The 25,443-nt window shown below is 71.2% G+C and carries 24 protein-coding genes; 16 read left to right on the top strand and 8 right to left on the bottom strand.

The features are described from left to right. Nucleotides 1–13 precede the first annotated feature (13 nt). Both WME90_RS44385 and WME90_RS44380 read right to left on the bottom strand, forming a co-directional pair. A complete protein-coding gene (locus tag WME90_RS44385) occupies nt 14–421 on the bottom strand; it encodes a hypothetical protein (protein ID WP_437278154.1) in 408 nt (135 codons plus the stop codon). A 213-nt stretch (nt 422–634) separates the two neighbouring features. Continuing rightward, nucleotides 635–973 carry a hypothetical protein gene (locus tag WME90_RS44380; protein WP_437278153.1) on the bottom strand — a complete coding sequence of 113 codons (339 nt, stop codon included), beginning with the start codon at nt 971–973 and terminating at the stop codon, nt 635–637. A 201-nt stretch (nt 974–1,174) separates the two neighbouring features. Here WME90_RS44380 and WME90_RS44375 point away from each other — a divergent pair, with 201 nt between their 5' ends. Then, nucleotides 1,175–2,188, top strand: a complete 1,014-nt coding sequence (locus WME90_RS44375) for a hypothetical protein (RefSeq protein WP_437283770.1) — start codon at nt 1,175–1,177, stop codon at nt 2,186–2,188. 260 nt (nt 2,189–2,448) lie between these two features. Here WME90_RS44375 and WME90_RS44370 read toward each other — a convergent pair whose 3' ends face one another. The 3 genes from WME90_RS44370 to WME90_RS44360 all read right to left on the bottom strand — a co-directional run bounded on the left by WME90_RS44370 (nt 2,449) and on the right by WME90_RS44360 (nt 5,197). Then, nucleotides 2,449–2,880 carry a helix-turn-helix domain-containing protein gene (locus WME90_RS44370; protein ID WP_437278152.1) on the bottom strand — a complete coding sequence of 144 codons (432 nt, stop codon included), beginning with the start codon at nt 2,878–2,880 and terminating at the stop codon, nt 2,449–2,451. 10 nt (nt 2,881–2,890) lie between these two features. Further along, on the bottom strand, nt 2,891–3,187 hold the full coding sequence (locus WME90_RS44365; RefSeq protein ID WP_437278151.1) for a type II toxin-antitoxin system HigB family toxin: 297 nt from the start codon (nt 3,185–3,187) through the stop codon (nt 2,891–2,893). Between the two features lie 534 nt (nt 3,188–3,721). Then, the gene (locus tag WME90_RS44360) at nt 3,722–5,197 is read right to left on the bottom strand and encodes an MBOAT family O-acyltransferase (protein WP_437278150.1); all 1,476 of its coding nucleotides are present in this window, start codon (nt 5,195–5,197) and stop codon (nt 3,722–3,724) included. Nucleotides 5,198–5,584: 387 nt separating this feature from the next. On the opposite strand from WME90_RS44360, the gene WME90_RS44355 reads away from it, so the two are divergent. The 6 genes from WME90_RS44355 (at nt 5,585) to WME90_RS44330 (ending at nt 10,619) form a co-directional block, all read left to right on the top strand. Continuing rightward, the gene (locus tag WME90_RS44355) at nt 5,585–6,145 is read left to right on the top strand and encodes a hypothetical protein (RefSeq protein ID WP_437278149.1); all 561 of its coding nucleotides are present in this window, start codon (nt 5,585–5,587) and stop codon (nt 6,143–6,145) included. A gap of 3 nt (nt 6,146–6,148) precedes the next feature. Next, nucleotides 6,149–6,958, top strand: a complete 810-nt coding sequence (locus tag WME90_RS44350) for a polysaccharide deacetylase family protein (RefSeq protein WP_437278148.1) — start codon at nt 6,149–6,151, stop codon at nt 6,956–6,958. A gap of 342 nt (nt 6,959–7,300) precedes the next feature. Further along, nucleotides 7,301–7,690, top strand: coding sequence for a hypothetical protein (locus tag WME90_RS44345; RefSeq protein ID WP_437278147.1), 390 nt, complete (start codon nt 7,301–7,303; stop codon nt 7,688–7,690). Between the two features lie 333 nt (nt 7,691–8,023). Beyond that, a complete protein-coding gene (locus WME90_RS44340; protein ID WP_437278146.1) occupies nt 8,024–8,845 on the top strand; it encodes a hypothetical protein in 822 nt (273 codons plus the stop codon). A gap of 381 nt (nt 8,846–9,226) precedes the next feature. Continuing rightward, nucleotides 9,227–9,982 (top strand): SirB1 family protein, encoded by a 756-nt coding sequence (locus WME90_RS44335; RefSeq protein ID WP_437278145.1) that lies wholly within the window; start codon nt 9,227–9,229, stop codon nt 9,980–9,982. 52 nt (nt 9,983–10,034) lie between these two features. After that, nucleotides 10,035–10,619: a Uma2 family endonuclease gene (locus WME90_RS44330; RefSeq protein WP_437278144.1), complete on the top strand. Its 585-nt coding sequence runs from the start codon at nt 10,035–10,037 to the stop codon at nt 10,617–10,619. Between the two features lie 100 nt (nt 10,620–10,719). Here the strand turns inward: WME90_RS44330 and WME90_RS44325 are convergent, their stop codons facing one another. Further along, complete coding sequence (locus WME90_RS44325; RefSeq protein ID WP_437278143.1) at nt 10,720–12,315, bottom strand: ATP-binding protein; 1,596 nt, start codon at nt 12,313–12,315, stop codon at nt 10,720–10,722. 262 nt (nt 12,316–12,577) lie between these two features. On the opposite strand from WME90_RS44325, the gene WME90_RS44320 reads away from it, so the two are divergent. Beyond that, nucleotides 12,578–13,435, top strand: coding sequence for a CPBP family intramembrane glutamic endopeptidase (locus WME90_RS44320; protein ID WP_437278142.1), 858 nt, complete (start codon nt 12,578–12,580; stop codon nt 13,433–13,435). 101 nt (nt 13,436–13,536) lie between these two features. Here the strand turns inward: WME90_RS44320 and WME90_RS44315 are convergent, their stop codons facing one another. Beyond that, complete coding sequence (locus tag WME90_RS44315) at nt 13,537–14,580, bottom strand: hypothetical protein (protein WP_437278141.1); 1,044 nt, start codon at nt 14,578–14,580, stop codon at nt 13,537–13,539. 313 nt (nt 14,581–14,893) lie between these two features. On the opposite strand from WME90_RS44315, the gene WME90_RS44310 reads away from it, so the two are divergent. Beyond that, nucleotides 14,894–16,177 carry an FG-GAP repeat domain-containing protein gene (locus tag WME90_RS44310; protein WP_437278140.1) on the top strand — a complete coding sequence of 428 codons (1,284 nt, stop codon included), beginning with the start codon at nt 14,894–14,896 and terminating at the stop codon, nt 16,175–16,177. A 361-nt stretch (nt 16,178–16,538) separates the two neighbouring features. Beyond that, nucleotides 16,539–16,970, top strand: coding sequence for a hypothetical protein (locus WME90_RS44305; protein ID WP_437278139.1), 432 nt, complete (start codon nt 16,539–16,541; stop codon nt 16,968–16,970). Between the two features lie 136 nt (nt 16,971–17,106). Here WME90_RS44305 and WME90_RS44300 read toward each other — a convergent pair whose 3' ends face one another. Then, nucleotides 17,107–17,634, bottom strand: a complete 528-nt coding sequence (locus WME90_RS44300; RefSeq protein WP_437278138.1) for a hypothetical protein — start codon at nt 17,632–17,634, stop codon at nt 17,107–17,109. A gap of 572 nt (nt 17,635–18,206) precedes the next feature. Between WME90_RS44300 and WME90_RS44295 the strand changes: the two genes are divergently transcribed. From WME90_RS44295 to WME90_RS44270, 6 genes are all read left to right on the top strand, one after another. Further along, nucleotides 18,207–20,711, top strand: a complete 2,505-nt coding sequence (locus WME90_RS44295) for a diguanylate cyclase (RefSeq protein ID WP_437278137.1) — start codon at nt 18,207–18,209, stop codon at nt 20,709–20,711. Nucleotides 20,712–20,781: 70 nt separating this feature from the next. Further along, nucleotides 20,782–21,141 (top strand): hypothetical protein, encoded by a 360-nt coding sequence (locus WME90_RS44290; RefSeq protein WP_437278136.1) that lies wholly within the window; start codon nt 20,782–20,784, stop codon nt 21,139–21,141. A gap of 270 nt (nt 21,142–21,411) precedes the next feature. Continuing rightward, nucleotides 21,412–22,149, top strand: coding sequence for a hypothetical protein (locus tag WME90_RS44285; protein WP_437278135.1), 738 nt, complete (start codon nt 21,412–21,414; stop codon nt 22,147–22,149). 177 nt (nt 22,150–22,326) lie between these two features. Further along, nucleotides 22,327–22,917, top strand: coding sequence for an HdeD family acid-resistance protein (locus WME90_RS44280; protein ID WP_437278134.1), 591 nt, complete (start codon nt 22,327–22,329; stop codon nt 22,915–22,917). 94 nt (nt 22,918–23,011) lie between these two features. Further along, on the top strand, nt 23,012–23,353 hold the full coding sequence (locus WME90_RS44275) for an SCP2 sterol-binding domain-containing protein (RefSeq protein ID WP_437278133.1): 342 nt from the start codon (nt 23,012–23,014) through the stop codon (nt 23,351–23,353). A 23-nt stretch (nt 23,354–23,376) separates the two neighbouring features. Beyond that, nucleotides 23,377–25,431 (top strand): amylo-alpha-1,6-glucosidase, encoded by a 2,055-nt coding sequence (locus WME90_RS44270; RefSeq protein ID WP_437278132.1) that lies wholly within the window; start codon nt 23,377–23,379, stop codon nt 25,429–25,431. The last annotated feature ends 12 nt before the right edge of the window (nt 25,432–25,443 follow it).

Here is a 25,443-nt window from a genome sequence, read left to right as displayed (position 1 = left end):
GCCTTCTCGATCGTCACGGGGCCGTGTGGCCTTGGGACCAGTACCAGAGCGCGAGGAACGCGAGCAGACCCATGGCCGCGAAGAGAAGGACGACGGCGAGCGGGTCGGGGTCGATCCGGCGCAGGAGCTCCCGCGCTGCGCGGCGGACCTCGTCGCGCTCGGCCTCCTTCGCGAGCCGCCCCGCGTCCGCGCGGACGCGCGCGTAATCGCCGCGCTCGAACGCCTGCTCGAGGGCCTCGATCTCGGGATCGCGCTGGCGCGCCGGCGCGGCGTTCTCGGGGGCCGGCGCCGCCTTCTCGTCGCGCCGCTTCCCGCGCTTCTTCGTCCGGCGCCGCGGCTCGGCGTCGGCCTGCGCGTCCGGCGGCGAGCTCGGATCCGGCTCGGGCCGGGCGTCGTTGTCGGCCTGCTCCGTGTCCGTCACGTACAGCGCTCGGTGGTGATGAAGGCCATGGCCGAATTCCCGCGGCAGATCCCGGGACGGCGCAGGCTACCTCAAGCCCGGCCGCGTGTGCCCGAAAAAGGCCGGAAAACCCGCGCTCCGCCGGCGCTTTCCGCCGCCGGGGCCGCCCGGGCCCGGCGCGGAAGAGCACACCGCTCCGTGGCGCAGCGAGGCGGAGGGCGCCGAGGCCCCGGCCTACTGCAGCGGCAGCCGATCCCGCTGCCGGTCGACCTCGGCCGGATCCGGGCGGTCTCTCCAGGGGACCAGCGCCTCGCCCTCGCCGCTCACCACGCAGCGGAGCGCCTCGCAGGCGGCCCGGTAGTAGGCCTTGCGGCCGCAGCCGACGGCCTTGAAACGACCGCCGAGCTGCTCCTCGACGCGGACCTCCTTGTCGGCGCAGTCGAGGTCGGAGGTGGCGCGAGCCCGGACCATCGGCTCCGCGTTCGACGGCACGTTGGCCACGCTGCACGCCAGCGAGAGCGCGCCGGCGAGCAGGACGGCGAAGGGGGCGAGGGCGAGAGAAGGTGGACGCACGGCGAGAGCGTAGATCACAGCGGGAGCTCGCGCCGACTCATCTCTGCGCCGGCGGCGGCCATCCTCATCCAGGCCGGGTGCTGTCTTCATGCCGGCGGGGCGCGTCGTCATCCCGGCCGATGCCGTCGCCATCCGGGGACGTAGCCCACCTCACGCGCGCGTGGACTGCCGCTCCGGCCACCCGCTACGCTCGCTGGATCAATGCCCATCACGATGTGCGCCAACCTCGCCGAGCCCCACGCCTCGGGGACGGATCTCGTCTTTGGCGTTCCGCTCGCGCTCGCCTGGCGCAAGCTACAAGATCGCTTCGGCCCGCTGCGCTTCGACCCGCAGACGTCTCTTGCCGACGCAATGAACCGCGTTCCTCTCGACGAGGTCGTCAACCCCGCGTGGTGCGTCACTGGGGCTGGCTTTGGCGGCGAGGGAGTCCTCGAGCAACTGCGCGGCGAGCTCCAGGCCAAGTTCCCTGATGCCGATGCGCAGCTGCTGCCCAGCCGCGTGGCGCCTGACGACCTGCTCGCGTACGGCTATCTCTCGCGCGATCTCCAGTTCCCGACGGTCTTCGCCGTGCGAGATCTCTGGTTTCAGGGGCGGAATGTCCGTGCCTTCGGGATCAACGACGGCCCCCATCCCGACAACCCCGCCCGCTACGCGCAGGTCATCGCGCACGACTATGTGTCCGAGGACGAGTTCGTCATCGAGCTCTGCGCGGGCGACACCGAGGATCGCATCCTCATCGCCCAGATCCCGCCCTGCAGTCGGCTCGGCGTGACGGTGGGGGCTGCGCTCGACCGGCTCGAGCGGCTGCGGCCCGAGGACCGCGCGCTCCGATCCGACGAGGGGCTGTGCGTTCCACGGCTCCAGTTGGAGGTCTTCCGACAGTTCGACGAGCTCACCCATCGGCCTCTCTGCAATCAAGCTCTTCAGGGCGTGAGCTTCGATGAAGTGCAGCAGCGGGTGAAGTTCAGGCTCGACGAGGTGGGCGCCAGCGTAACCGCGGAGGCGGTCATGCACGGATATGGGGTGCCGGCGCGGAAGCGCTATTTCATCGTCCGAAGACCTTTCCTGCTGATGCTGATCCGCCGCTCCGCACCCATTCCGTACCTCGCGCTCTGGGTCGAGACCACGGCGTGGATGCAGGAGCAGCCGGCGCCCGCGCCCCCGGCATTCCCCCCGTTCGATCCGTCGTTATGGAAGGGGCCCCACCTGCGTTGATCGTGGCCCGCGCCACGCCCCGATCGACGAGACGCGGACGAATCCAGCCGCCTGATCTGTGGGGCGAGGGCTGCTCGCGGTCGAGGCGACGGCAGCGGTGTGCCAACGGGTCCCGGGCGGCGCACGACGCGCCGCGGCTAACCGATGCCTATCCGTCCGCCTCTCTGCTCCGCCTGACGACTTGCCCATCTGCTGCCGAGAAGCGCGGACGGCAGATGCGCTTGTTCGCCAGCTGATTCGAGTCAGATGGAGGGCACCGTTTACGCGGCACGTTTCGCGCCTTTGCCATGAGCGCTCCGTCCCGACGTTCGCCGAGGCGGCGGCTTCCCACGCGAATGAGGCGGAGGCGCGATCAGCACTTCGGCCGGGATCTGCATCGACGCGTGGAGCTTTCGGATCATCGGGAGCGTCAGCGCCCGTTTGCGGCCCAAGACCTCCGAGACGCGTGCCCTGGAACCGATCAGCGGCTCAAGCTCCTTGCGAGTCCACCCGAGTTGCTCGCAGCGCGCCTCGATCGCTGCGATCGGGTCTGGCGGCTCAATGGGGAACTGCTTGCGCTCGTATGCGTCGACCAGCGTCGCGAGCGCATCGAGCTCCTGCGCCTCGGGCGAGCCAGGCTCGGCGTCCCAGAGCTCTTCGATCCTGCGAAGCGCCCGACCGTGACTCTCCTCATTCACAACAGGCTCGATCATCGAAGTGCCCTCATACGCTCGTCGCGTCAATTTTGTCGTATTCGGCATGGGTGCCGACGAATCGGACATAGACCAGATACAATGGGCCGTACTTGACTTGAGCGATCAAGCGGTAGTTGTTGCCCTTGATGTCGAACACAACCCGGTTGTTCGGGAGGAAGTCGGCGCTTCCGAAGACGGATTTTATGTCAGCGGGCCCCGTCCAGGAGGCATTCTGGACGATGGAGAACCAGAGCCGCAGCGGAATCTCTGCATCGGCGTGCCGAGTCCAGAACTCAACGAGAGTGCTGCGGCTGAAGACCCTCACGGAGTGGAGGTATATCATGCTCCCACAGTGGGAGCAAGCCGTTCGAGTGCGGCCCTCGGTGGCGGCTGAACCAGGCTCTCCGCCATCGCCCGCCGAACGGCTGGAGCTTCACGCGCGGGGCGCGGAGCCTCGCTTCGCTCGGCGCCGCGCTCCGTCGCCTTGTTCGGCGGCCCAGGTACAGTTCCTTCCTCGCGGCACGGGCGGTTCGACGAGTTCGAGCATCGGCCCCTCTGCAATCAGGCTCTGCAGGGAAAGAGCCTTGATGAAGTGCAGCAGGACGCAGGAGCAGCCGGCGCCCGCGCCCCCGGCATTCCCCCCGTTCGATCCATCGTTATGGAAAGGGCCCCACCTGCGTTGATCGCGCCCCGCTCCCTCCGCCCCGTCGCGCCCCCTCTGCACAGGCGCCGCAGAGCGGCGGTCACCCGCACAGGAGACGGGCCCAGATCGGCGTTTTCGGCGCGGAAGCGCACTCCGGTGCGCTGAGCACCGAAAACGCCGAGATGGGCCCGTATCCGAAGCGGGTGACCGCCGCTCTCAGAATTGGAAGTAGACGAACGGGACCGCGGCCGCGCTCGCCGCCTCGTGGAGCCCGATCGCGATCACGAACAGCAGCGCGCCCTGCACCGGCGCCGGCGCCGCGATGAACGCGCCGCGGGCGCGCTCGTAGAGGCGCTCCGGCACGTAGTGGGACAGGAGCGCGATCCCGAGGAGCGCGATCAGCACGGGCGGCAGGTTCGGGTGGAAGGTCGTCAGCGTGCCGATCTGCCGCAGGATGAGCACGGCCTGCGAGAAGGTCGGCACGCGGAAGAAGATCCACGCGAGGCAGACGTAGTGGAACGTCAGCAGCACGCACAGCGCGCGGACGGCGAGGCGGGCGACGGGCGAGCTCGCGGCCTCGCCCCCGCGCTCGCCCTCGCCGGCGGATCGCCGGCGCTTGATGGCGCGCTGGACGGCACGCGTCACGGCGAGGCCGAGGCCGTGGAGGAAGCCCCAGAAGACGAAGTTCCACGAGGCGCCGTGCCAGAGGCCGCCGAGCAGCATCGTGATCATCAGGTTGCGGTACGTCGCCAGCTCGGAGCCGCGGTTGCCGCCGAGCGGGATGTACAGGTAGTCGCGGAGCCACGTGGAGAGCGAGATGTGCCAGCGGCGCCAGAAATCGGCGAGGTTGTGCGCCTTGTACGGCGCGTCGAAGTTCTTCGGGAACCGCACGCCGAGCAGGAGCGCCGAGCCGATCGCGATGTCCGTGTAGCCGGAGAAATCGCAGTAGATCTGCGCGGCGTAACCGTAGACGCCCGCGAGGACCTCCAGGGCCGAGTAGTTCTCCGGGCGCTCGAAGACGCGGTCGACGAGGTTGAGCGCGAGCTGGTCGGAGAGGACGACCTTCTTCACGAGGCCGATCGCGACGAGGAACAGCGCCTCCCCGCCCTCCTCGGGGGTGAGGCTCGGGGCGCGCTCGAACTGCGGGAGCAGGTCCCGCGGGCGAACGATGGGTCCGGCGACGAGGTGCGGGAAGAACGCGACGAAGAGCAGGTAGCGGAGGTAGCTCTTGTGGGGCGGGAGCTCGCCCCGGTACACGTCGACGACGTAGCTCATCGACTCGAACGTGAAGAACGAGATGCCGACCGGGGGCAGGAGCACCCGGAACGCGTGGCCGACGCTCACCGGCTCGCCCGTGACCAGGGCGCGCAGCGCCGCGGCGTTCTCGAGCGCGAAGTTCCAGTACTTGAAGAACCCGAGGAACCCGAGGTTCAGCACCACGGTGGCGATGAGCATCAAGCGCCGCGCCCTGGGCCGCTCCTCGCGGGCGATCGCCCGCGCGAGCAGGAAGTCGACGGTGGATGAGGCGAAGATGAGCGGCAGGTAGCGCCAGTCCCAGGCCGCGTAGAACCCGTAGCTCACGAGCAGCAGGAACACGAGGCGCGGCCAGGCGCCGGCGTACCGCACGAGCGCCCACGATCCGACGAAGACGGCGGCGAAGAACTCGGCGTAACGGAGGGTATTGAAGAGCACGGCCGGTCGGCGCCCGGGTCAGGCAGCGGCGGAGGGATCGGCGCGCGGCAGGGCCGAGCGCGTTGTCGAGGAGGAGCGGGCTACCCGGGCGGTGGGCGCCGTCTACCACAGGGGGCGCCGCGCGGTCGCGCTCCTGGCGCTGCCCGATCGCGCCGCGCGGTCACGCTCACAACGCGGCGCCCTGCGGAACAGCGCGGAACAGCGCGGAACAGCGTGGAACAGCGCGGTACGGCGCGAAATAGCGCGGAACGGCGCGGAACAGCGCGGTACGGCGTGGAACAGCGCGGTACGGCGCCGGGAACGCAACCGCGCGGCGCCATGTTTCGACGGCGCCATGGCGCGGCGCCATGTTGAACGGCGCCCCGCGTCGTGCCAAGGATGGAGCCGATGCTGGGTCGCCTGATCATCGGGGTCGTGAAGGGGCTCATCGTGGGGGGCTTGCTGGGCTTCGGGCTGGCGAAGCTCGGCTACGGCGCGCCCATCGCGATCGTCGCCTACCTGGCCGCGGCGCTCGCCGGGGTCCTCGTGGGGCTCGTCGCCGGCAAGCCCATCTGGGCGAAGGACGCGAAGATCGAGGCGGGGATGAAGGCCTTCGTCGGCGCGCTGCTCGGCGCCGGCCTGATGTATGCCGCGCGCCGGTGGCTCACCGTGCCGGTGCCGGTGCCGCTCGGCGAGCTCGGGGGCGCGAACCTGTCGCTCGGCGAGGCCGCGGGGAGCGCCGGGACGTTCGGCGGCCTGGCGGTCACGTCGCTCGCGGCGATCGCCGCGCTGCTCGGCGGCTTCTACGAGGCCGACAACGACCCCTCGGACGAGGAGAAGCCGGGCGCGAAGCCGGCGGTGAAGGCGGCGGCCGGGGGCAACAACAAGCGCATCGCCGCCCCCGCCGCGGCGGACGAGCTCGACGACGACCTCGAGGTCGAGCCCGAGAAGAAGCGCGCGAAGAAGTAGCCCGTGCCGTTCGCGCGGGCCCTCCTCTACGCGGTGTCGCTCGGCGCGCTCGCGCTCGTCGCGCGCTCGCTGCTCGTCGCGCCGGTGTCCATGGCGGTCGCGTGCGCAGCCATCATCGGCTACCTCGCGCTCGTCCTGTGCGGGGTCTTCTTCCTCGGGCTCGGGATGTTCGTTGACGTGGTGAAGCGCGGCCCGCCCGGCGCGCGGGGCGTGGCGCTGACGTTCGACGACGGGCCGAGCCCCGAGCACACGCCGGCGGTCCTCGATCTCCTCGACGAGGCGGGCGCGAAGGCCACGTTCTTCGTGATCGGCCGCAAGGCCGAGGCCCACCCGGAGCTCGTCCGCGAGATCGCGGCGCGGGGCCACGCCATCGCGCTGCACAGCCACGCGCACGACCGGCTCTTCTCGCTGCGCTCGGCCCGCCGGGTCGAGCGCGACCTCCGGCAGAACCTCGACGTCATCGAGCGGATCACCGGCGCCCGCCCCACCCTCTTCCGCCCGCCGGTCGGCCACACGAGCCCGCGCATCGCCCGCGTAGTCGACGCGCTCGATCTCGACGTCATCGGCTGGTCGGCGCGGGGGTTCGACGGGCTCCCCGGGGCCGACCCCGGGCGGGTGGCGTCGCGGATCATCCCGGGGCTCCGCGACGGGGCCATCGTGCTGCTCCACGATGCGGCCGAGCGCGACGACCACGCGCCCGCGGGGCCCCTGGCGCTCCCGCGCATCCTGGCGGCGATGGAGCAGCGCAACCTGGTCGGGGTCCGCGTCGACGCGTGGCTCGACGACGGCGCCCGGGACGACGGCGCGGCATAACGCGGACGCGCCGCGCTACCTCTCCGACATCAGCCTTTGAAGGCGACGAGCGCGCCGTGCGCCCAGCCATCGCGGTGACATCGGACGACGCCTCGCGCGAGATCGCCACAGACGCGTAGCCCTCGAAGGCGGCGACAACGTGCTTGGGGCGCGGGCTGGGTGGCGCGGTGCGCGCGCCCAAAGGCGCTTCGCCCCGCTGCGCGGGCGCCTGCCGAGGCCTGGATCCGCGCTGCGCACGCAGGAGGTCGCCCGAGCAGGGCTGAGCGGGCCACTGCACCGGCGGTGAGGGCCGACGCGGCGGTGGGTAGCCGGCTCCGGCGAACATCGGGTATCGTGGGGCGCATGACAAAATGGGCAGCGTGGGGATTGATCGCGGCGATCACGACGGTGCCGGCTTGCGGCGACGACAGCGCCGACAGCACCAAGGGCGACGAGGACACCGCGACGGCGAAGTGCTTGGCGTTCGCCAGTACCTGGTGCAGCCGCGCCGTCGGTTGCCTGGTGACGGTCGGGACGCTCCCCGAGTCCCAGCAAGCCGAGGAACAGGACAGTTGCGTCAACGTGGCGTTCGCGGCGGCGCGCTGCGAGGACGCGGTCGCGGTCAGCTCCAGCTACGACCAGTGCCTCGACGACGTCGAGGCCAAGCCCTGTTCGGACTGGGACGTTCCGGCAACAGAGATCTCGACGGTGACACCGCCGAGCTCGTGCAACGGCATCATCCTGCTGCCGTGACGCGCGCGGGCGGGCTGCCCGCGCCAGCGCCGGTCGATGGGGACGTCGCGCCGCAGCGATGCGGCAGCTCGCGCTTTCACCAGCCAAGGGACATCCGGCTGGACGTGGCTGCGTCCAGGAGCCCGGGGACCCGGCTATCGCCACCGCATGACGATATCCACCGGAGCGGTCGAGGCTGTGATGCCGGCGCTGGCTGCTCGCGTCCACCGGAGCCATGCGGCGATTGGAGAGCCGTGGTAGGATCTCGTCACCATGTACGCTAACGGCCGCCCCTCCATGCAGCCCTCGCGTTCGCTCCCGCCAACCCCGACAGCGCTGCAAGAGAGAAGGGCTTTGCAGCTCGGCGGCGGGGCGGCGCAGCGCCCGCCCCATCCGGCGACCGTAGCGCAGCGGCGCGAGGCGCCGTTCGGAGGAGCAAAGGCGCTGCCGCCCCATCCGGCGACCGTGGCGCAGCGGCGCGAGGCGCCGTTCGGAGGAGCAAAGGCGCTGCCGCCCCATCCGGCGACCGTGGCGCAGCGGCGCGAGGCGCCGTTCGGAGGAGCAAAGACGCTGCCGCCCCATCCGGCGACCGTGGCCCAGCGGCGCGAGGCGCCGTTCGGAGGAGCAAAGACGCTGCCGCCCCATCCGGCGACCGTGGCCCAGCGGCGCGAGGCGCCGTTCGGAGGAGCGAAGACGCTGCCGCCCCATCCGGCCCTCGCGCGCCGGGCGCCGGCGGGCCCCCCCCACGGAGCGGAGGCACAGGCTCGCTATGAGGCCGCGCAGGCGTCCTACAATTTCACCTCCCACGCTCGCGCAAGAGCGGAGCAGCGCATCATCGATCCGCAGTGGGTCATCGATCATGCAACCGAGGTTTGGGATTACCAGGACAACGAACAGGCGCGGGTGGGCTACTGGTGGTGGAATCAGACGCTGGGGGAGGGGGACTTCGTCGCCACGGCGAACGGAAGGGTGATCACCACGTTCTCGCGGTCAGAGATCGGTAGCTACATGAGGGCAAGGAACGGCCGCAAGCGCGAGAAGTCCTCGGTTCCTGGTCCGTTCAATCTATCTTCCAAGAAGAAGGAAGACGAAGACAAGGGGGGCAAGGGGGGCAAGCCCCCGCCCACGGCATTCGGCAACGCGCCCTCGTGGGCGAGGCTCGTCGGGAGCTCTTGAGCCGGGCGAGCACGTCCGGCGCGACGCTGCACGCTCCGGCAGCGAGTCCACGCGAGCGTCGGGCTCGACGTTCGGCCGGGGGCCATGCCTTTCGAGGGGGTGCGCTCCGTCGCCACGTTCTCCACAAATCCACGGGAATGCGATAAATCGAGATCTCTTGGCATCGCGGAACAGTCCCTGGCGGAATTTCTGACACACGGAACTACAGAGCCAGGCGAAACCTACGCCGGGGCGCGGAGCGGGGCGGAGCCCCGAGGAAACAAGTCCGGGCCGCCCGCGTGAAGGCTCCGTGAAGCCGCGCAGCAGTCCGGCCCTCGATGGCCGGGGCTTCCGGCGGGCGGCGCTAGACCGGCCGCGCCGGGTGGCGCTACGCTCGGTCCGATGCCCGCACCGGTGAGTCTGACGCTCTTTGCGCATGTCGCCGGGAGACCGGAGGACGAGCTCGACCTCGCCGAGGCGGCGCTCCTCATCGACGACGCCGCCTACCCGGGGCTCGACATCCCGCACTACCTCGGCGTGCTCGATCGGCTCGGCGGCGAGGCGCGGCGCGCGATCGAGCGCCCCCTGCGCGCCGCGGAGGCGACGCCGGGCAGCGGCCCCATCGAGCAGCTGCTCCGGTGGTTCTACGGTGACCTCGGGTTCCACGGCAACTCCGGGGACTACTACGACCCGAAGAACAGCTACCTGCACGAGGTCCTGGATCGCCGGACGGGCATCCCCATCACGCTCGGCGTCGTGCTCCTCGAGCTGTGCTGGCGCGCGGGCATGGAGGCGCAGGGCGTCTCGTTCCCGGGCCATTTCCTCGTGAGGACGCCGGTCCGCGGCGGCGTGCTGCTCATCGACCCCTTCGAGGGCCGCCTGCTCGGCCGGGACGACCTGCGCGCGCTGCACACCCGCGCCACCGGCGCCACGCGCGATCCGGATCCGCGGCTGCTCGTGCCGGCGCAGAAGCGGCAGATCCTTGTGCGCATGCTGAACAACCTGCGGTCGATCTACTCGAGCCGCTCGGACGCGTCGCGGCTGCGCAGCGTGCTCGAGCGGATGCAGGTGCTCGCGCCGACCGAAGAGCTTCGGAAAGAGCTCGATCAGCTCGGCGGCGAGCGCCCGTGGCCGTCGGTGGGGCGCGAGGTGAACTGACGCGGCCCGCTCGCCGCTCGCGCACCGCGCGCGATCGGATACGCTCGTCGGCATGGGTCAACCCGCCACGACCCCCCCGACCTTCGAGGAGCTCTACCAGAGCATCCGCGCCCTGCCCGAGCACCTGACGGGCGAGATCCTGGAGCCCGGGGTCCTCCGCACGACGTCGCGGCCCGAGAAGCGCCACCGCCGCGCGGCCAGGCTCTGCCTGCACGGCCTCGTCCCGTTCGACGCGAACGTCGGCGGCGCCGGCTGGTGGATCGAGCCCGAGACGGAGATCCGTTTCCCCGGCGGCCGGCTCGCCGTGCCTGACCTGTGCGGCTTTCGGGTCGAGCGGGTCCCCGAGCTGCCGGACGAGAACCCGCTGACGATCCTTCCCGACTGGTGCTGCGAGGTCCTGTCGCCGCGGACCGCCCGCGACGACGTGGCGGTGAAGCTGCCGCTCTATGCGCGCTCCGGCGTCGGCTGGAGCTGGATCGTGGACCCGATGCGCCGGCTGGTCGAGGTCTTCGAGACGGTCGGCGGGAGGCCGGCGCTCACGGCGACGGCGCAGGACGACGAGCGCGTCGTGCTACCGCCCTTCAACGGAGAGCTCGCGGTCGCCTCGTGGTGGATCCCGGGCGCCGTCGAGGAGTAGAGCGCTCCCGCCCAGGGAGGGCGGGCACGCTGCCAGGCGGGGGAAGCGAGGGCCATTGCCGATCGCTCCGGTCGTGTGGGAGCGCGCGTTGGCCTTCCCATCAGCCATGCCTGTCGGCCGCCCCCGGCAGCAGCACCACGAACCGCGCCCCGCCTTCCGCGCCTCGCTCGACCCCGATCGTGCCGCCGGCCGCCTCCACGAGCCCCCGGCACACCGCGAGCCCGAGCCCCGTCCCCTCGCCGACCTCCTTGGTCGTGATGAACGGCTCGAACAGCGTCTCGCGGACCGCCTCCGCGATCCCCGGCCCGTTGTCCTCGACCTCGATCCGCGCGCCGCCGGACGTCCCCCGCGACGCGCGCACCGCCACGCGCCCCCCGAGGCGCGGCGCCGCGTCGGCCGCGTTCAGGAGGAGGTTCAGGAGCAGCTGCACCAGCTGCCCGTGCAAGAGCGGCACGGGCGGCACGTCGGGCGCGACGTCCCGCACGAGCTCGATCGCGCGGAACGTCTTCTGCGGCGCCACCAGCGAGACGACATCGTCGATCGCCTCCGCGACCGACCCCGAGGGGTGGTGCCCTTCCTGCCCGTCGGCGCCGGCCTCGGCCGCGCCGCGCGCCGCCGGCCTGGCGAAGTCGAGCAGGTCGCGCAGGATCTTGTGGATCCGCTCCGTCTCCCGCTTCATCCGCTCGACGAAATCGCGCTCCTCGGCCGGCGTGAGGCCCCCGGCGAGCAGCAGATCCTGCAGGCCGAGGATCGCCGCGATCGGGTTGCCGATCTCGTGCGCGAGCCCCGCCGCGAGCCGCCCGACGGACGCGAGCCGCTCCGAGCGGACCAGCCGCTCCTGCGCGCTCTTCAGGTCCGCCGCGTAGCGCTCGACCTCGGCGATCTTCGCCCGCAGCGACTCCTCGTCGGCGCGGAGGCGGCTCGTCATGAGCGCAAGGCTCGCCCCGAGCTCCGCGAGCTCGCGCGCGCCGGCCCGCGGCACATCGAGATCGCGCGCCCCGCCGGCCACGCGGCGCGCTGCCTCCGAGACGGCGTCGATCGGCCGCACCACGAGGTGCGTCATGGAGATGTACGCGAACACGAGCAGCGCCAGCGCCACGATGCCCGTGTAGAGCGCCACGATCCGCACGAGCGGCGCGGCGGGCACCGTCGACGGGTCGGTCGGCACCAGCACGGCCACCGAGCCGGTCGACGCCGCGGGCGCGGGCTCCGCGAGCGGCGCCGCCTCACGCGGGGGCTCCGCGAGCGGCGCCGCCTCACGCGCGGGCTCCGCGAGCGGCGCCGCCTCGCGCGCGGGCTCCGGGACGACGACAAGGATCGCGCCGCCGCGTGCGGTGCGCACCGTCTTCAGCACCTCCGTGCCGGCCTCGACCGAGGCCGGCAGCGCCGCCGCGACCTCCGGCTCCCCGGCGCGGACCGAGAGCGCCCCGGCCGCGTCGTAGACGCCGATCGCCGACGCCCCGTCCGGGCCGAGCTGCGCCTCGAGCAGGAGCGAGAGCTCCGGGGCGGACCGGGTCGCCCGCGCCGCGGCCACGTGCCCGGCGATCGCGCGGCCGATCGCGCGGGCGCTCGACGCGCGCGCGCCGCTCATCGTGGCGCGCGTGAGGCTCGCCACCGCGAAGAAGAGCGGCACGAACGCCAGGAGGAGCAGCGCGCCGAGCGCGAACAAGAGCTGAAGCCGGATGCCGAGCCGCACGGTGTGGTCTGCCCCCTGTCGTCCCGCCCTCGCCCAGCGCTGCGCCCGCTGGTCCGTAGCAGCGAGCCGGGCTCGGAGGAACGACCTCTCTGATAGCGGCACACGCGCCCACGGCAAAGCTCCGGCCGATGGCCGGCCTGGGGTGTCGTGTGCGGCGTCCGGCGTGGTGCCCGCCGCGCCGAGCTGGTGCCCGCCGCGCCGAGGGTGCTACGAGGCTCTCCACAGATCGCGGCACACCGGCCGTTACAATGGCGACATTCTTATGAGCTTGATCGAACCCTCGTCCGACCTGCTCGAGCCACACCACGATCCCATCCTCGCAGGCGCTGCCGCCCGCGACGCGCGCCCGTCGACCGGCCGGCGCGACCGCTCGACCGAGCGCGCTGGACTGCCGCCGTCGAGCGACGCCGATCGCGAGCTGCTCCGGCTCGAGATCGAGCTCCTGCGCCGCGGCGGTCGCGACGCCCTGGAGCTGCGCCGGGAGCTCGCGGCGTTCTTCTTCGTCGTCATCGCGCTCTTCGGCGTCGCGCAGCTCGTCCGGGATCTCATGCGCGCCGATCTGCCGCCGCTGCTCCAGATGGGCCAATCGTGGGGCCTTTTGCTGCTGCTCCTCGTCCCGATCGGGTGGTTCGTGCGGCGGCAGCCGCTGCCGCTCGCGCGGCTCGGCGTGACGCTCTCCGGCGCGGGGCATAGCCTCCGCGAGGCGCTCGTCGTCGCCTCCGTCGCCTTCGCGGCGTGTGCCGCGCTCCGCGCGGGGCCCGCCCTCCGCGGCGAGCCGTGGCTCGACTGGGGCTCCGTCGCGGGCTACTCGCGCCTCGAGTTCGCGATCTTCCTCGCGAGCTATGGGCCCCACTGCCTGCTCCAGGAGTTCATCGCGCGCGGCGTGATCCAGACCTCGCTCGAGCGGCTCCTGCCCGACGCCGGACGCCTCTCGCCCGTCGTGGTCACCTCGGTGCTCTTCGGCGTGTTCCACCTCTATGTCTCGCTCGCCTTCGCGCTCATCACCTTCGCCGCGAGCGTCCTCTTCGGCCTCTTCTACGCGCGCCACCGCACCCTCGTCGGCGTCACCGCCGTCCATCTCACGGTCGGCCTCGCCAGCGTCGCCGCTGGCCTCAACTGACGCTCTCCGCGACAGGCATCCTCCCACGATGCGGCCCGTCCATCGTCTCGGGCAGGAGCGAGGGGGCCCGCTCGGATCGCGTCGCTCCGGGGCTCTCGACTCTACGATCCGCCCGCGCCGCCCTGGCCTCCGGGGCTGCCTTGGTCGCCGGGGTTGATGAACCAACCCTGGCCGCCGGCGCCACCGGCACCGCCTTCGCCACCCGCGCCACCGGCGCCGCCAGCGCCACCCGCGCCGCCCGCGCCACCGGCACCGCCAGCGCCGCCCACGCCGCCTCCCGGCCAGATCGGGCCCGGGCTGACGAGCCCTCCGCCGATCGCGGCATAGTCGTACGCGCGGTAGGTATCGAAATAGACACCGATCGGTCTGAGCGCGACGCCGTGGGCGATGACGAGGCTCACTGGACTGCCGTCCCAGCCCATGCCCACGGCGCCGACGACATCCCAGGAGTATTGCTGAAAGACCGGGTAGGCGGAGACCCGCGCATACGCCCCCGTGGGCACCAAGAAAATGGTGGAGGCCTCCAGGTCGACGCTCTCGCTCACGTCGAATCCGACCGCCGTGGAGAGCTCGTTGATCGACGGCGTGCAGCCGCCCAGCACGTCCGATGGGATCGCGGAGCCCGAGGGCTCGTCGTCGCCCGCCATTGCCGAGGAAGGCGCGGAGCCCCAGGACCCGCTGCCGGGCATCGGGATCGGTCGGGGGCTCCAGGGCGTGCCGCTACCCGGCATGCCCGGCAAGGGTTGCGTGCCCCAGGGCGCGTTGCCGCCCGGCGTGCCCGAGGAGGGCAGAGTACCCCACGGCATGCCACCGCCAGGTAGACCCGATGAAGGCAGGAGGCCCGTGGGGGCGCGAATGCCCCTCGACCTCGACGAAGGCTCCAAATTCGTGAGCGACGGGGGTTCCGGGATCGTGGGCGTGACGCTGGTCTCGATGCTCACCGAGGGTGAGACGCTCGACGCCACGGCGACCTGGAGCGCCCGCGGGCCGAATCCCTCCGCCAGCGTGAGCACGTGGGCAGGATCGTCCCAGTAGTATGTCCCCGGTAGAGCCGTCACATTCACGATCGCTTGCCCCTGACACAGGGCCGCACGGGCCACGCCGACCTCGGCCGGCACGCCGCTCCCGTCCGCGCTCTCCCGCACGTCGCGCACCTCCCGCTGGCCTCCACAGGAGAAAGGAGAAGCAAGTGCCATTATCGTGACAACCGAGACATGTGTGTGACGAATCGACATATACCGTCTCCTTGATCGCGGTCAGATCGGCGAACGAGCTCAGGAGCCGAGCCGCTCATCCCATGAGCACGCCGAGGGACGGATTGTCTCCCTCGACGTCGCTGTGTCCCGGGAGGCCTTATCTTCCGAGAGGGCGGCGACAAGCGGCCGGAAGCGAGGTCAGTCGGTGCGGCGAGCGCCCGGCGCCCTGGAGCGCTCCCTGCTCGATGAGTAGAGGAGGTCTATGACGCGCTCGATGCAAGAAGCGGGGAATGGCCTGGTGAGGCACCATGTGGTGGCCACGCCTAGATTGGGCGCCCAACATGATCTCGATGGCCTTGCGCTTGCTATCGGCCGGCGCGCGTGCTCGGCGTGCTCAGGGGCGCGGCCGGATCGGATATCCCGGACCGGCGTCTGCGCCCGCGCCCGAGGCGCAAGCGAGGCGAGTGTGAGGAGGTCTGCGGCTACAGGCGCTGCGCCGTGCGCGATCGCTGCGATTCACACCATGGTGGCCTGCACGCCGGGCATCGATCTGGACCGCGACCGCTGGTCGGCCGAGCGGGCGGCGCCGTCCCTGGGACGCGCGTCGCAGAGGGCGAGCGCGTACGGGTGGAAGGCCGTTCGCATGAATGACTTCAATCGCGACGACATGGTGGATGTCCTCTGGGAGCACCCCGAGAAGAGCCTGGCGGCGATCTGGCTGATGGAGGGGAGCCAGCTCGTCGCCCCGGGGCCGGTCATCCCGGGGCCGATCGGCCAGGGCTGGGAGGCGGTCAACGCGGGAGACTTGAATTCCGACGGCATGGCGGACGTGCTCTGGCGCAACAAGGAACAGAACCTGGTGGCAATATGGCTGATGGAAGGGAGCCAGCTGCTCTCGCCGGGGCCGATCATCCCGGGGCCGATCGGCCAGAACTGGAAGGTGATCTCGTTGTCCGATCTGAACCGTGACGGCATGGCGGATGTGATCTGGAACGACAAAGAGCAGAATGTGATGACGACATGGACGATGGATGGGCCTCAGCTCCTCGCGCCGGGGCCCGTCATCCCGGGGCCGATCGGCGAGGGCTGGGTGGCGCGCAGCGCACGGGACTTCAACCGCGACGGCATGGCGGACGTGATCTGGGACAACGAAGAGCAGAGCCTGATAGCCGTCTGGCTGATGGACGGCGCTCAGCTGCTCTCGCCAGGGCCGATTCTCCCTGGGCTCCCCGGCTTTCACGTCGTCACCGCGCAGGACTACAACGCCGACGGCATGGCAGATGTGCTCTGGAACGACACAGAACGGAACCTGATGGCCGTCTGGCTGATGGAGGGCGGCACGCTGGTCGTCGCGCCGGGACCGGTGATCCCGGGGCCGCTCGGCAGCGGCTGGGAAGCGCGCCCCGCCGCCGACGCCAATTTCGACGGCATGGCGGACGTGCTCTGGTACGCCACAGGAACGAACCAGGCGGCGGTCTGGTTGATGGACGGCGCCGACTTGCTCGCGCCAGGGCCGGTGTTCCTGGGGCCCGCTGACGGCTGGTGACACGGCGCCGCCTCACCGCCGCTGTCAGGCGATGTGGGACGAGGTGATGCGAGCGCTCCATCACCGCGAAGCGCCGCGAAACGCCGCGAAACGCCGCGCGAGCCCGGCGGGTTACCTCGTCGATCCCCCCGTTTCCCTGTGATCTTTCTCGCGCAAAGTCGACCGCCACCGGATTTCGGTCGTCTCGGGCCCGCGTCGTGGTTTGTAATTGACATTTACGAATCGCTTTGCTCTTCATGGCAATGCCGCCTTTCTGAGCCGGCCGGGACGTACATGACCGCCGCACGCTCCAGGACCCCCCTCCCGTACGAATCCATCCGCGGCCGGCGCCAGCGCGGCGTTCGTCGAGACGGAGGCGGCCTTGGCTCGCGGGATTGAGCTGGACCGCTCGCGCTACCCGCTGGTCGTCATGCGGGCCGGCGAGCACTATACCCAAGACGATTGGGACCTGCTGATGCGGGGCATGATTCAGCTCATCGTCGCGGGGCCGTTCGGCTTCATCAACGACACGCGCGGCGGCCAGATGCCGAACGCCGTGCAGCGGCGAGCCATCGCGCAGATGTACGTCGACCACGAGAGGCAGGTGCGCGCGCACATGCTCGCGTCCGGCATCGTGGGCGACTCCCGCCTGGTGAACGGCATCCTGACCGCGCTCAACTGGCTGAAGCCACCTCCGCACCCCGTCAGGGTCTTCTCGTCCATCACCGACGCGGAGCGCTGGGTTCTCCAGCATTTCAACTTCGAGCTCCGCCAGCAGGTCCTGGCGCCGAGCGTCGAGCACAGGGTCGGCTGACCCGCGCACGGCATCGTCGGCGCGCCGCGGTCGACGCCGACTGGGGGTAGCGGCGTGACCGCAAACCCCTTTCTTTTATCTTTTTCAAGTCTGCAAAAGACCCCATCTCGGGGCAATCAAGAAAGGCGAGTGAGGCTCACCGGCACGGGAAGTCATCGAAGTGGCCGCAAACGGAGAGGTCGGTGCGGCCAGCGCCTACGGATAAATCCCACGCGACCGCCGAAGGCCTACCGACGTATGGCTCGACCGTGAGCGTGCCTGTGATGGGATCGGGCTGCGAGACCATGCCGGCCCGCGCCGTGCCGTGCGGCGTCTCGACACCGAGCGTAAACGTTCCCGGTTGCCCGTCCCACCTCTGGATCCCGAACACGAGCACATCCTCCACGAGGGTCGCCGAGGCCAGACAGCCGGAGCCCTCCGGCCAGATCTCCACGAAGAGCGTCGGGGCGGCAGGGTCGTCGCCGCAATCGATGTGGCTGTAGGTCCGATCCGGCGGCACCGTCCAATCAGGTGAAGAGGACGAGTTGCTTGTGTCGTTGCCCCCGGCGCCTGGTGCCGACGTTCCGCCGCCGTCGCTCTCACCATTGCCGTCTTCGGGAACGATGACGCTGCCGCCGCAGGCGCTCGCGAAGAGGAGCGCTCCCAGGAGGACCACCCACACCATGCGGGCCATGCTAACACGGGCGAACGATCTCAGCGATGGTCGCCCCGCGGTCCGTGGCCGTGGAGTGATCCTCGGTCATCCCTGTCGCAGGAGCGCCCGCCTGAGCGACAGCCCCGAGGCTGTCACCGCCCCTGATCTCGGTGCTGCGCTGACGCTGAGACACGATCCGTTGCTCCATCGCTGATCTCCTGGTGTTCGCCCAGCGCTTGGTTGGCCACCACACAACTGGCACGCTCCTGCGCCGCGCCCCCCAAAGGCCGACCAGCCCCAGCAGATCTCGCGCTCCGCTCGTACCCACCGTCCACGGTCCCGTGGGGCAGCTCAGTTGCGCTCGCAAGGTCGTTCACGGTGCCCGCTGGCGCTCGTCGAGCCGCGTACGTGTCGAGCAGCATCGTTGCCCTCGCCTCCGCGTATCCGAGCGAGGCCCCTCAACCTGTCCTCCATCGATCGACGACTCCAGGTCACACCCTCACCCCCGCTCTCCCCCCTTTCCCCCCACGGTTCGGCCTCCTCTCTGCGCCAGCAGAGAACTGGGCCCCGGCGATCGACCTCTGGTACCGGCATCCGAGCCGATGGCCAACCTGGTGCTCGCCGTGCTCACCGCCCGCCGTATCGCGCGCAACGCGGCGCCGCTCGCCTGCGCGCTGGCCCTCGGGGGGCTCGTGGTCCTCGACGCGGCCACGCCGCTGCCGCCGCTCGCGGCCGCGGCCGCGCTGCTCGTGCTGCTCGCGGCGCTCGTCCAGCAGGCGCGGCGGCGCGCCGCCGCCATCGAGGCGAGCGCCCTGCTCGACCTCGAGGTCGGCGCCCTGCTCGTCGTCGCCACGTTCGCCGCCGTCCTCCGGCTCGACGGCTCGCTCGACGGCGACGCCCACGCCGCCCTCTACGTCGTCATCGCCCTCGTGAGCGCGTTCGCCCGCCCCGGGGCGTCGCTCCTCGTCGCGATCTCCGCCGCCGCCCTCGAGATCGCCGTCCGCTCGGCCGCGGCCCCGCGCGGCGCGCCGAGCCTCCTCGACGCCGCGCGCGCCGCCGCGCCGCACATCGGCTTCATGGCCGTCTTCTCGCTGCTGAACGCGACCATCCTCCGCGCCGAGATCGGCCGCGTCAGGAAGGCCTCGCACACCCGCCTCCAGGCCGAGATCGAGCGGCTCCGCGACGACGCGCGCAGCTACCGCCTGCTCTCCGCCCCGGCCCAGGCGCGCGGCGCGGGCGCGGGCCAGAAAGGCGACGACGAGCGGCTCGCCCGCTCCGGCGTCGAGGAGATCCACCAGTCGGTGCTCTTCGCCCTGCGCCTCCTGCGCGAGTCGCTGGACCTCTACACCGCCGTGCTCCTCTGGCAGAACGACGCCGGGACGCACCTGCGCATCAGCGAGCTCGCGAGCGACGCCCCGAACCTCTCCGAGGGCCCGTTCCTCTCCGGCGACGGCGTCTTCGGCGCGGCGATCACCCAGCGCGCGCCGGTCGTCCTCGGGGGCCTGAAGCCGGGCTACAAGCTCCCCTACTACGTCGGCCCCTCCCCGGTGCGCGCCGTGTGCGCGCTGCCGGTGTTCGAGCACGGCCAGCTCCGCGGCGTGCTCGTCGTCGATCGCGTCGAGGACCGGCCGTTCTCGCCGCGCGAGCTCGAGCTCATCGACGAGGCGTGCCGGTACGCCGTGCGGGCCATCCAGAACGAGCGCGTCTTCGTCCAGCTCGAGCGCGCCAAGGTCGAGCAGGGCAAGCTCTACCGCGCCGCCGAGGGGCTCGGCGCCGCCACGACGGAGGCCGGCGTCATCGAGGCGGGCGTCACGAGCGCCCGCGAGATCACGTCGGTCGATTTCGCGGCCGTCACGCTCTACGACGAGGCGCAGAAGGTCCACGAGATCCGCGCCGTCAGCGGCGACGGGGTCGCCGAGCTGACAGGGCAGCGCTTCCGCCACAACGCGGGGCTCGTCTCGATGGTGCTGCAGAACCGGCACCCGCTCCCGTACCGCGGCGAATACGACGAGAAGCGGCAGATCGTCTTCACCCGCCGCGTCACGCCGCCGTCGATGCCGTCGATCATCGTGCTCCCGCTCGTCGTGCACGACCGGCCGCTCGGCACGCTGGTGCTCGGCTCGCGGCGGCGCGCGGCCTTCACCGACTCGGTGCGCAGCACGCTGGAGGTCCTCGCCAGCCACATGGCCGTGTCGCTCTCGAACGCGCGCATGGTGCGGCGCCTCGAGGAGCTCGCGACGATGGACGGGCTCACCGGGCTGCTCAACAAGCGCGCGATGCTCGAGGTGGCGGACCAGAAGATCACCGCGGCGCGGCGGTTCTCGCGGCGGCTTTCGGTGCTCGTCACGGACATCGACCACTTCAAGAAGGTGAACGACACGTACGGCCACGACGTGGGCGACGTGATCATCAAGGGGCTCGGCGATGTCCTCCGGCGCGCGAAGCGGACGACCGACGCGGTGGCGCGCTTCGGCGGCGAGGAGTTCGTCGTGATCTGCGAGGAGACGGACGCGCGCGGCGCGATGCTGCTCGCGGAGCGCGTGCGCGAGGAGCTCGGCCGGACGACGTTCCACGCGGCCGGGAGCAACGGGCCGGTGCAGTGCCAGGTGACCTGCTCGATCGGGATCGCCACCTACCCCGAGGCGGGCAGCACGTGGGAAGAGCTCTTCAAGGCCGCGGACGAGTCGCTCTACGTCTCGAAACGGTCGGGCAGGAACCGCTCGACGGCGTGGTCGCCGTCGGTGCGGTCGAACAGCGCGCACCCGCCCGCGGCGGAGGCCGGCGCTCCGGCGAAGCCCGCGGCGGACGCGGGCGCCGCGGCCAGGCACGCGGCGGACGCGGGCGCTGCGGCCAGGCACGTGCCGCCCGCGACGACCAGGCCCGCGGCGGCGAAGCCCGCGGCAGGGACGCCCGCGCCGCAGCGCAGGCCGCCCGCGGCAGGCGGCGCCCCGGCGCCCTCCGGACAGGACGGCGCGCCGCCCGCCGGGAAGCGCGCCGCGGCCACCTCGCAGGCGCCGGGCAAGGCGCCCGGCGAGGCCGAGCCCCGGAGCAAGCCGAGGCGCCCGCCGGAGCTCGATCCCACGAGCAAGCCGAAGACGGCCGCCTGAGGCCCGCGCGCCGCTTGCGGCGCCCGCGCGGCGGGCACATAAGCCTCCTCGGCCAAGCCAAGGAGGCGCGATGAGCTCGGACCCCGATCGCGACGACCCCAAGGAGGATCTCAAGCAGGGGCTGAGCCTGCTCTGGCGCGCGGCGCGCAAGACGGCCGAGGACCTGCGCAAGGACATGGACCGCACGAGCGTCGGCAAGGCGATCGACGACGCCGGGCGCGAGCTCGTCCGGGCCGCGACGAACGTGGTCGGCCGTATCGGCGCCGAGCTGAGCAAGGGGCCGTCGCCGGCGCCCCCGCACCACGAGGAGCGCTCCGAGGGCCACGGAGAGGCCGAGGGGCCCGAGACGCGGCCCGCCGGGCCCACCCCGGAGGACCCGGGCTTCCGCATCGCGGTCGACCCGGAGGACAAGGACACGAAGCCCCGCTAGTCGCGTCGCGCCTGCCGGGGATCCCGCGGCGGCCCCGCTCGTGAGCGCCGGCGCGGGCGGGGCGCGGGCGGTGATGAACAGCCGACCGAGGCGCGGCGGATGTAGCAGGAGCGCGATCTCGCCGGTGGCCGCGACACTTGACGACGGGGGGCCGGTCTCGATGTAGCGCGCATGGGGCGACCATCCACCGGGCAACGTCCGCAGTTCCCTTCCACCGTGCCGCGACCGGTCCGGGCGCGCGCCGGGCGCACACCGACGGAGCGGACGCCGTTGGCGGTGCGGACCTTCGGCGTCGGCGTCGACGAGCCGACGAGGGAGCACGTGCGCCAGAGCCTCGCGGCGAAGCTCGGGCGCTTCGCGCCCCACATCGAGCGGCTCACGGTGCGCTTCACCGACGTGAACGGGCCGCGCGGCGGCGTCGATGTCGCGTGCGACGTGAAGGTCGTCCTGAGCGGGCTCCCCAGCGTCGTCTACCAGATGCGAGGTCACGAGCCGCGCGAGACGATCGACAGAGCCGTCCCGGGGATCGCACGTGCGGTGCAGAGCGCCCTCGAGCGCGCGCCGCGCGCCGCATCACGCGCGCCGGCGCGCGCCCCGAAGCGCACCGCGCGAGCGGCGAAGCGGAGCGCGGCGGCTCCGGCGCCGCTCGGTCATCCATCGCCCGAGGGCAGCTTCATCGGGCGGCGCGTGGGGAGCAGCAAGGAGAACCTCGAGCGCGCGCTGGAGAGGCCCGAGAAATCGCGGCGTGACGTCCCTGTCGACACGGCCGCTCCGGGGCGGAGCGCGACCGACCGAAAGGCGGGCGGCGGCTCGACGGCGCGGCGAAACACGTTGCGGAGGGCGCGGAAGGCCAGCGCGGCGCTCGAGGACTCGGCGCAGGACCGCCCGTCGCGCAAGTCGACGCGCAAGAGCGCCAATCGGGCGAAGCAGGGCTCGAAGCTCCAGCGACGCAAGGTCCGGGAGACGTCCACTCCGAGCGCCAGGGCCGCGAAGGCGATCGCCCGCTGATCAGGCGGTGCGCTCCTGGCCGCCCTCGGCCGTGACGCCTCCCACGAGCGCCAGGCACAATGTTCTCGCCCGCGCGCTGGCACGGACGATGCTCGAATCGGACGGGGTCCCGGCCACCTCGTCCGCCCGGCGAGTGACCGACGGGACACGCATGCTCCACGAACCAGAGGGGTGCCCATGGTCGGTCCGCTCGGAGAGTCCCAGAAGCCTCTGCGCTTCGCGCCTGTCGACATCGACACCGTGCGGGAGAAGCGCGGTTGGTTCCTCGCGATCGGCGTGGCCATGATGGTGCTCGGGGCGATCGCGTTCCTCGTGCCCTTCATTGCCTCTCTGGTCACCGCCATCACCCTCGGCTGGTTGATCGTGATCGCCGGCGTGGCCGAGGGCTGTCACGCCATCCAGAGCCGCGGCTGGGCCGGCGCCGGCTGGGAGCTCGTGAGCGCCTTGGTGCAGGTGGCGTTCGGGCTTCTCCTTGTGGGCTTCCCGATGACCGGCAAGCTCGCGCTGATGGTGATCGCATCGGCGTACTTCGTCGCCGAGGGCGCGCTCAAGCTCGTCCGCGCCTATCAGCACCGCGGGCCGCGGGGCTCGGCATGGCTCGTGTTCGACGGCATCCTGACGCTGGCGCTCGGGATGCTGATCCTCATGGGCGGCGTCATCACCGCCGCGAAGGTGCTCGGCTTGCTCGTCGGAATCAGCCTCGTGACCGGCGGCATATCGATGATCCAGATCGCGAAGGGCGCCCGCGTGCTCCCCACGCGATCGTGAAGGAGGCGACCTCCGCGCCATGTAGATGGAACACCCATTGCCTGGGGCGGGGAGCGCGAAGGCTCGGTTGGCAACCCGAACACACTCTTTGGTCATGTCGCACGCAAAGGAGCTCATCAAGGCCCTCACGGCAGGACGCTACGACGCCCGTCTGCGAGGAACACGGAAGGTGTGCGCCGTGCAGCTCACCGACGACGAGCGCGTCGTCGTGGAGCTCGCCGACGGGTCCTTCGGCATCGCGCCCGAAGGCGCGAGCGAGGACTGCCAGCTCTCCTGCTCGCTCGACGACTTCCTGCGGATCTTTCGCGGTGAACAGAACCTGATCACGGCGATCATGCAGGGCCGCGTCGGCGTGCGAGGAGACCTGGGCGTCGCCCAGATGTTTCAGAGCGTCTTCTCCCCGGGGGACCACCAAGCTCCAGAAGCGACGCGCTGAGCCACCATCGTCGGAGGGGACCCATGGAACGGCAAGTGAGCATTCTGGACGGCGGCACGTTCGTCGTCAGCGATCTGCGCGGCAACATCGAGCACTCCGTCAGCCGGCCGCTCGGCCTCTTCCACCTCGATACGCGCTTTCTCTCCGAGTGGATCCTGACGATCGACGGCATCGTCCCGGCCGCGCTGTCCACCGACGACGTGCAGTACTTCCAGGCCCAGTTCTTCCTCGTGCCGAGGCCTGCCGCGATGTACGTCGAATCGACCCTCTCGATCGTCCGGAGCCGGTTCGCGGGCGACGGCTTCCACGAGGACCTCCTGCTCATGAACCACGGCAAGGATCCCGTCGAGCTCGAGGTCCGCATCCAGGCCGCCGCCGATTTCGCCGACCTGTTCGAGGTCAAGGACATGCTCCCGAAGAAAGGCGAGCGCTATCACCGTATCGAAGACAGTCGGCTCGTCCTCGGCTATCGACGCGAGCGCTTCGTGCGCGAGACATGGATCTCCGCCTCGCAGCCCGCGCAGATCGATCCGAGCGGCTTGACCTTCCGGGTGAGCGTCGCGCCGCACGGCCGCTGGAGCACGTGCCTCGACGTCGTGGCGGCGATCGACGGCCTCGAGGAGCGGCACACCCGGGTGAAGTACACCCACGGCGAGAGCCACGCGCGCCCGAACATCGGCATCAGCCTCGAGAGCTGGATCGACCACGCACCGCGGCTCCTCACCTCGAACGAGTCGCTCGCCCGGACGTACGAGCGGAGCCTCATCGACCTGGCCGCGCTGCGCTTCTTCTCCAAGCTGATGCCGGACGCCGCCATTCCGGCCGCCGGTCTACCGTGGTTCATGGCGGCCTTCGGCCGCGACAGCGTCATCACGAGCCTGCAAGCGCTGCCCTTCGTCCCCGAGCTCGCGCGCTCCACGCTCCGCTACCTCGCGCGCCGCCAGGGCAACCGCCGGGACGACTTCCGCGACGAGGAGCCGGGGAAGATCCTCCACGAGGTTCGCTGGGGCGAGCTGACCGCCTTCGAAGAGCGGCCGCACTCTCCCTATTTCGGCTCTGCCGACTCGACGCCGCTCTTCCTGATCCTGCTGGACGAGTACGAGCGCTGGACCGGCGACGCGGAGCTCGTCCTGTCGATGGAGCACACAGCGCGCGCCGCTCTTCGATGGATCGACCAGTGGGGCGACCGGGACGGCGACGGGTATGTCGAATACGACACGCGCAACCCCGAGACCGGTTTGGAGAACCAGTGCTGGAAAGACTCGTGGGACGCCATCGTCTTTCACGACGGATCGCTCGCGCCGCGGCCTCTCGCGTGTTGTGAGATTCAGGGCTACGTCTACGACGCGAAGGTGCGCTGCGCCCGGCTCGCGCGCGAGCTCTGGGGGGACCCCGAGCTGGCGGAGCGCCTGGAGCGAGACGCGGCCGAGCTGAAACGTCGATTCAATCAGGACTTCTGGCTCGACGATCGCGGGTTCTTCGCCCTCGCGCTGGATGGCCGGAAGCGCCGGGTCGACTCCTTGACGTCGAACATCGGCCACTTGCTCTGGAGCGGTATCGTCGAGACATCCAAGGCGGAGCGCGTGGTGGAGCACCTCCTCGGCCCCCATCTGTTCAGCGGCTGGGGGGTGCGTACCCTGGCCGACGACGAGGGCGGATACAACCCCATCGGATATCACGTGGGCACGGTCTGGCCGCACGACAACTCGCTGATCGCGCTCGGGCTCCGGCGTTACGGCTTCAGCGTGGAGGCCGGGCGCGTCGCGACGGGAAACCTGGCCGCGGCGCCCTTCTTCCACTACCGCTTGCCGGAGGCGTTCGCCGGGTATCCACGAGAGCTCACAAAGTTCCCGGTCGAGTATCCGACCGCGTGCAGCCCCCAGGCCTGGGCCACCGCGGCTCCCTTGCTCTATCTGCGCGTCGTGCTCGGGCTGGAGCCGATGGGCAATCGCCTGTTCGTCGATCCGGCCGTCCCTGCCGAGCTCGGGGAGATTCGACTGCTCGACATCCCCGGGCGCTGGGGCAGGTGCGACGCCTTCGGTCGAGCGCGCCCGGAGTCGGGGCTCCGGGCGGCGTGAATCGCCATGGCG

The sequence above is a fragment of the Sorangium sp. So ce375 genome (assembly GCF_051473855.1).
Lineage (GTDB): Bacteria > Myxococcota_A > Polyangia > Polyangiales > Polyangiaceae > Sorangium.
The sequence above is the reverse complement of the archived record's forward strand: the minus strand, read 5'-3'. Positions and strand labels throughout refer to the sequence as shown.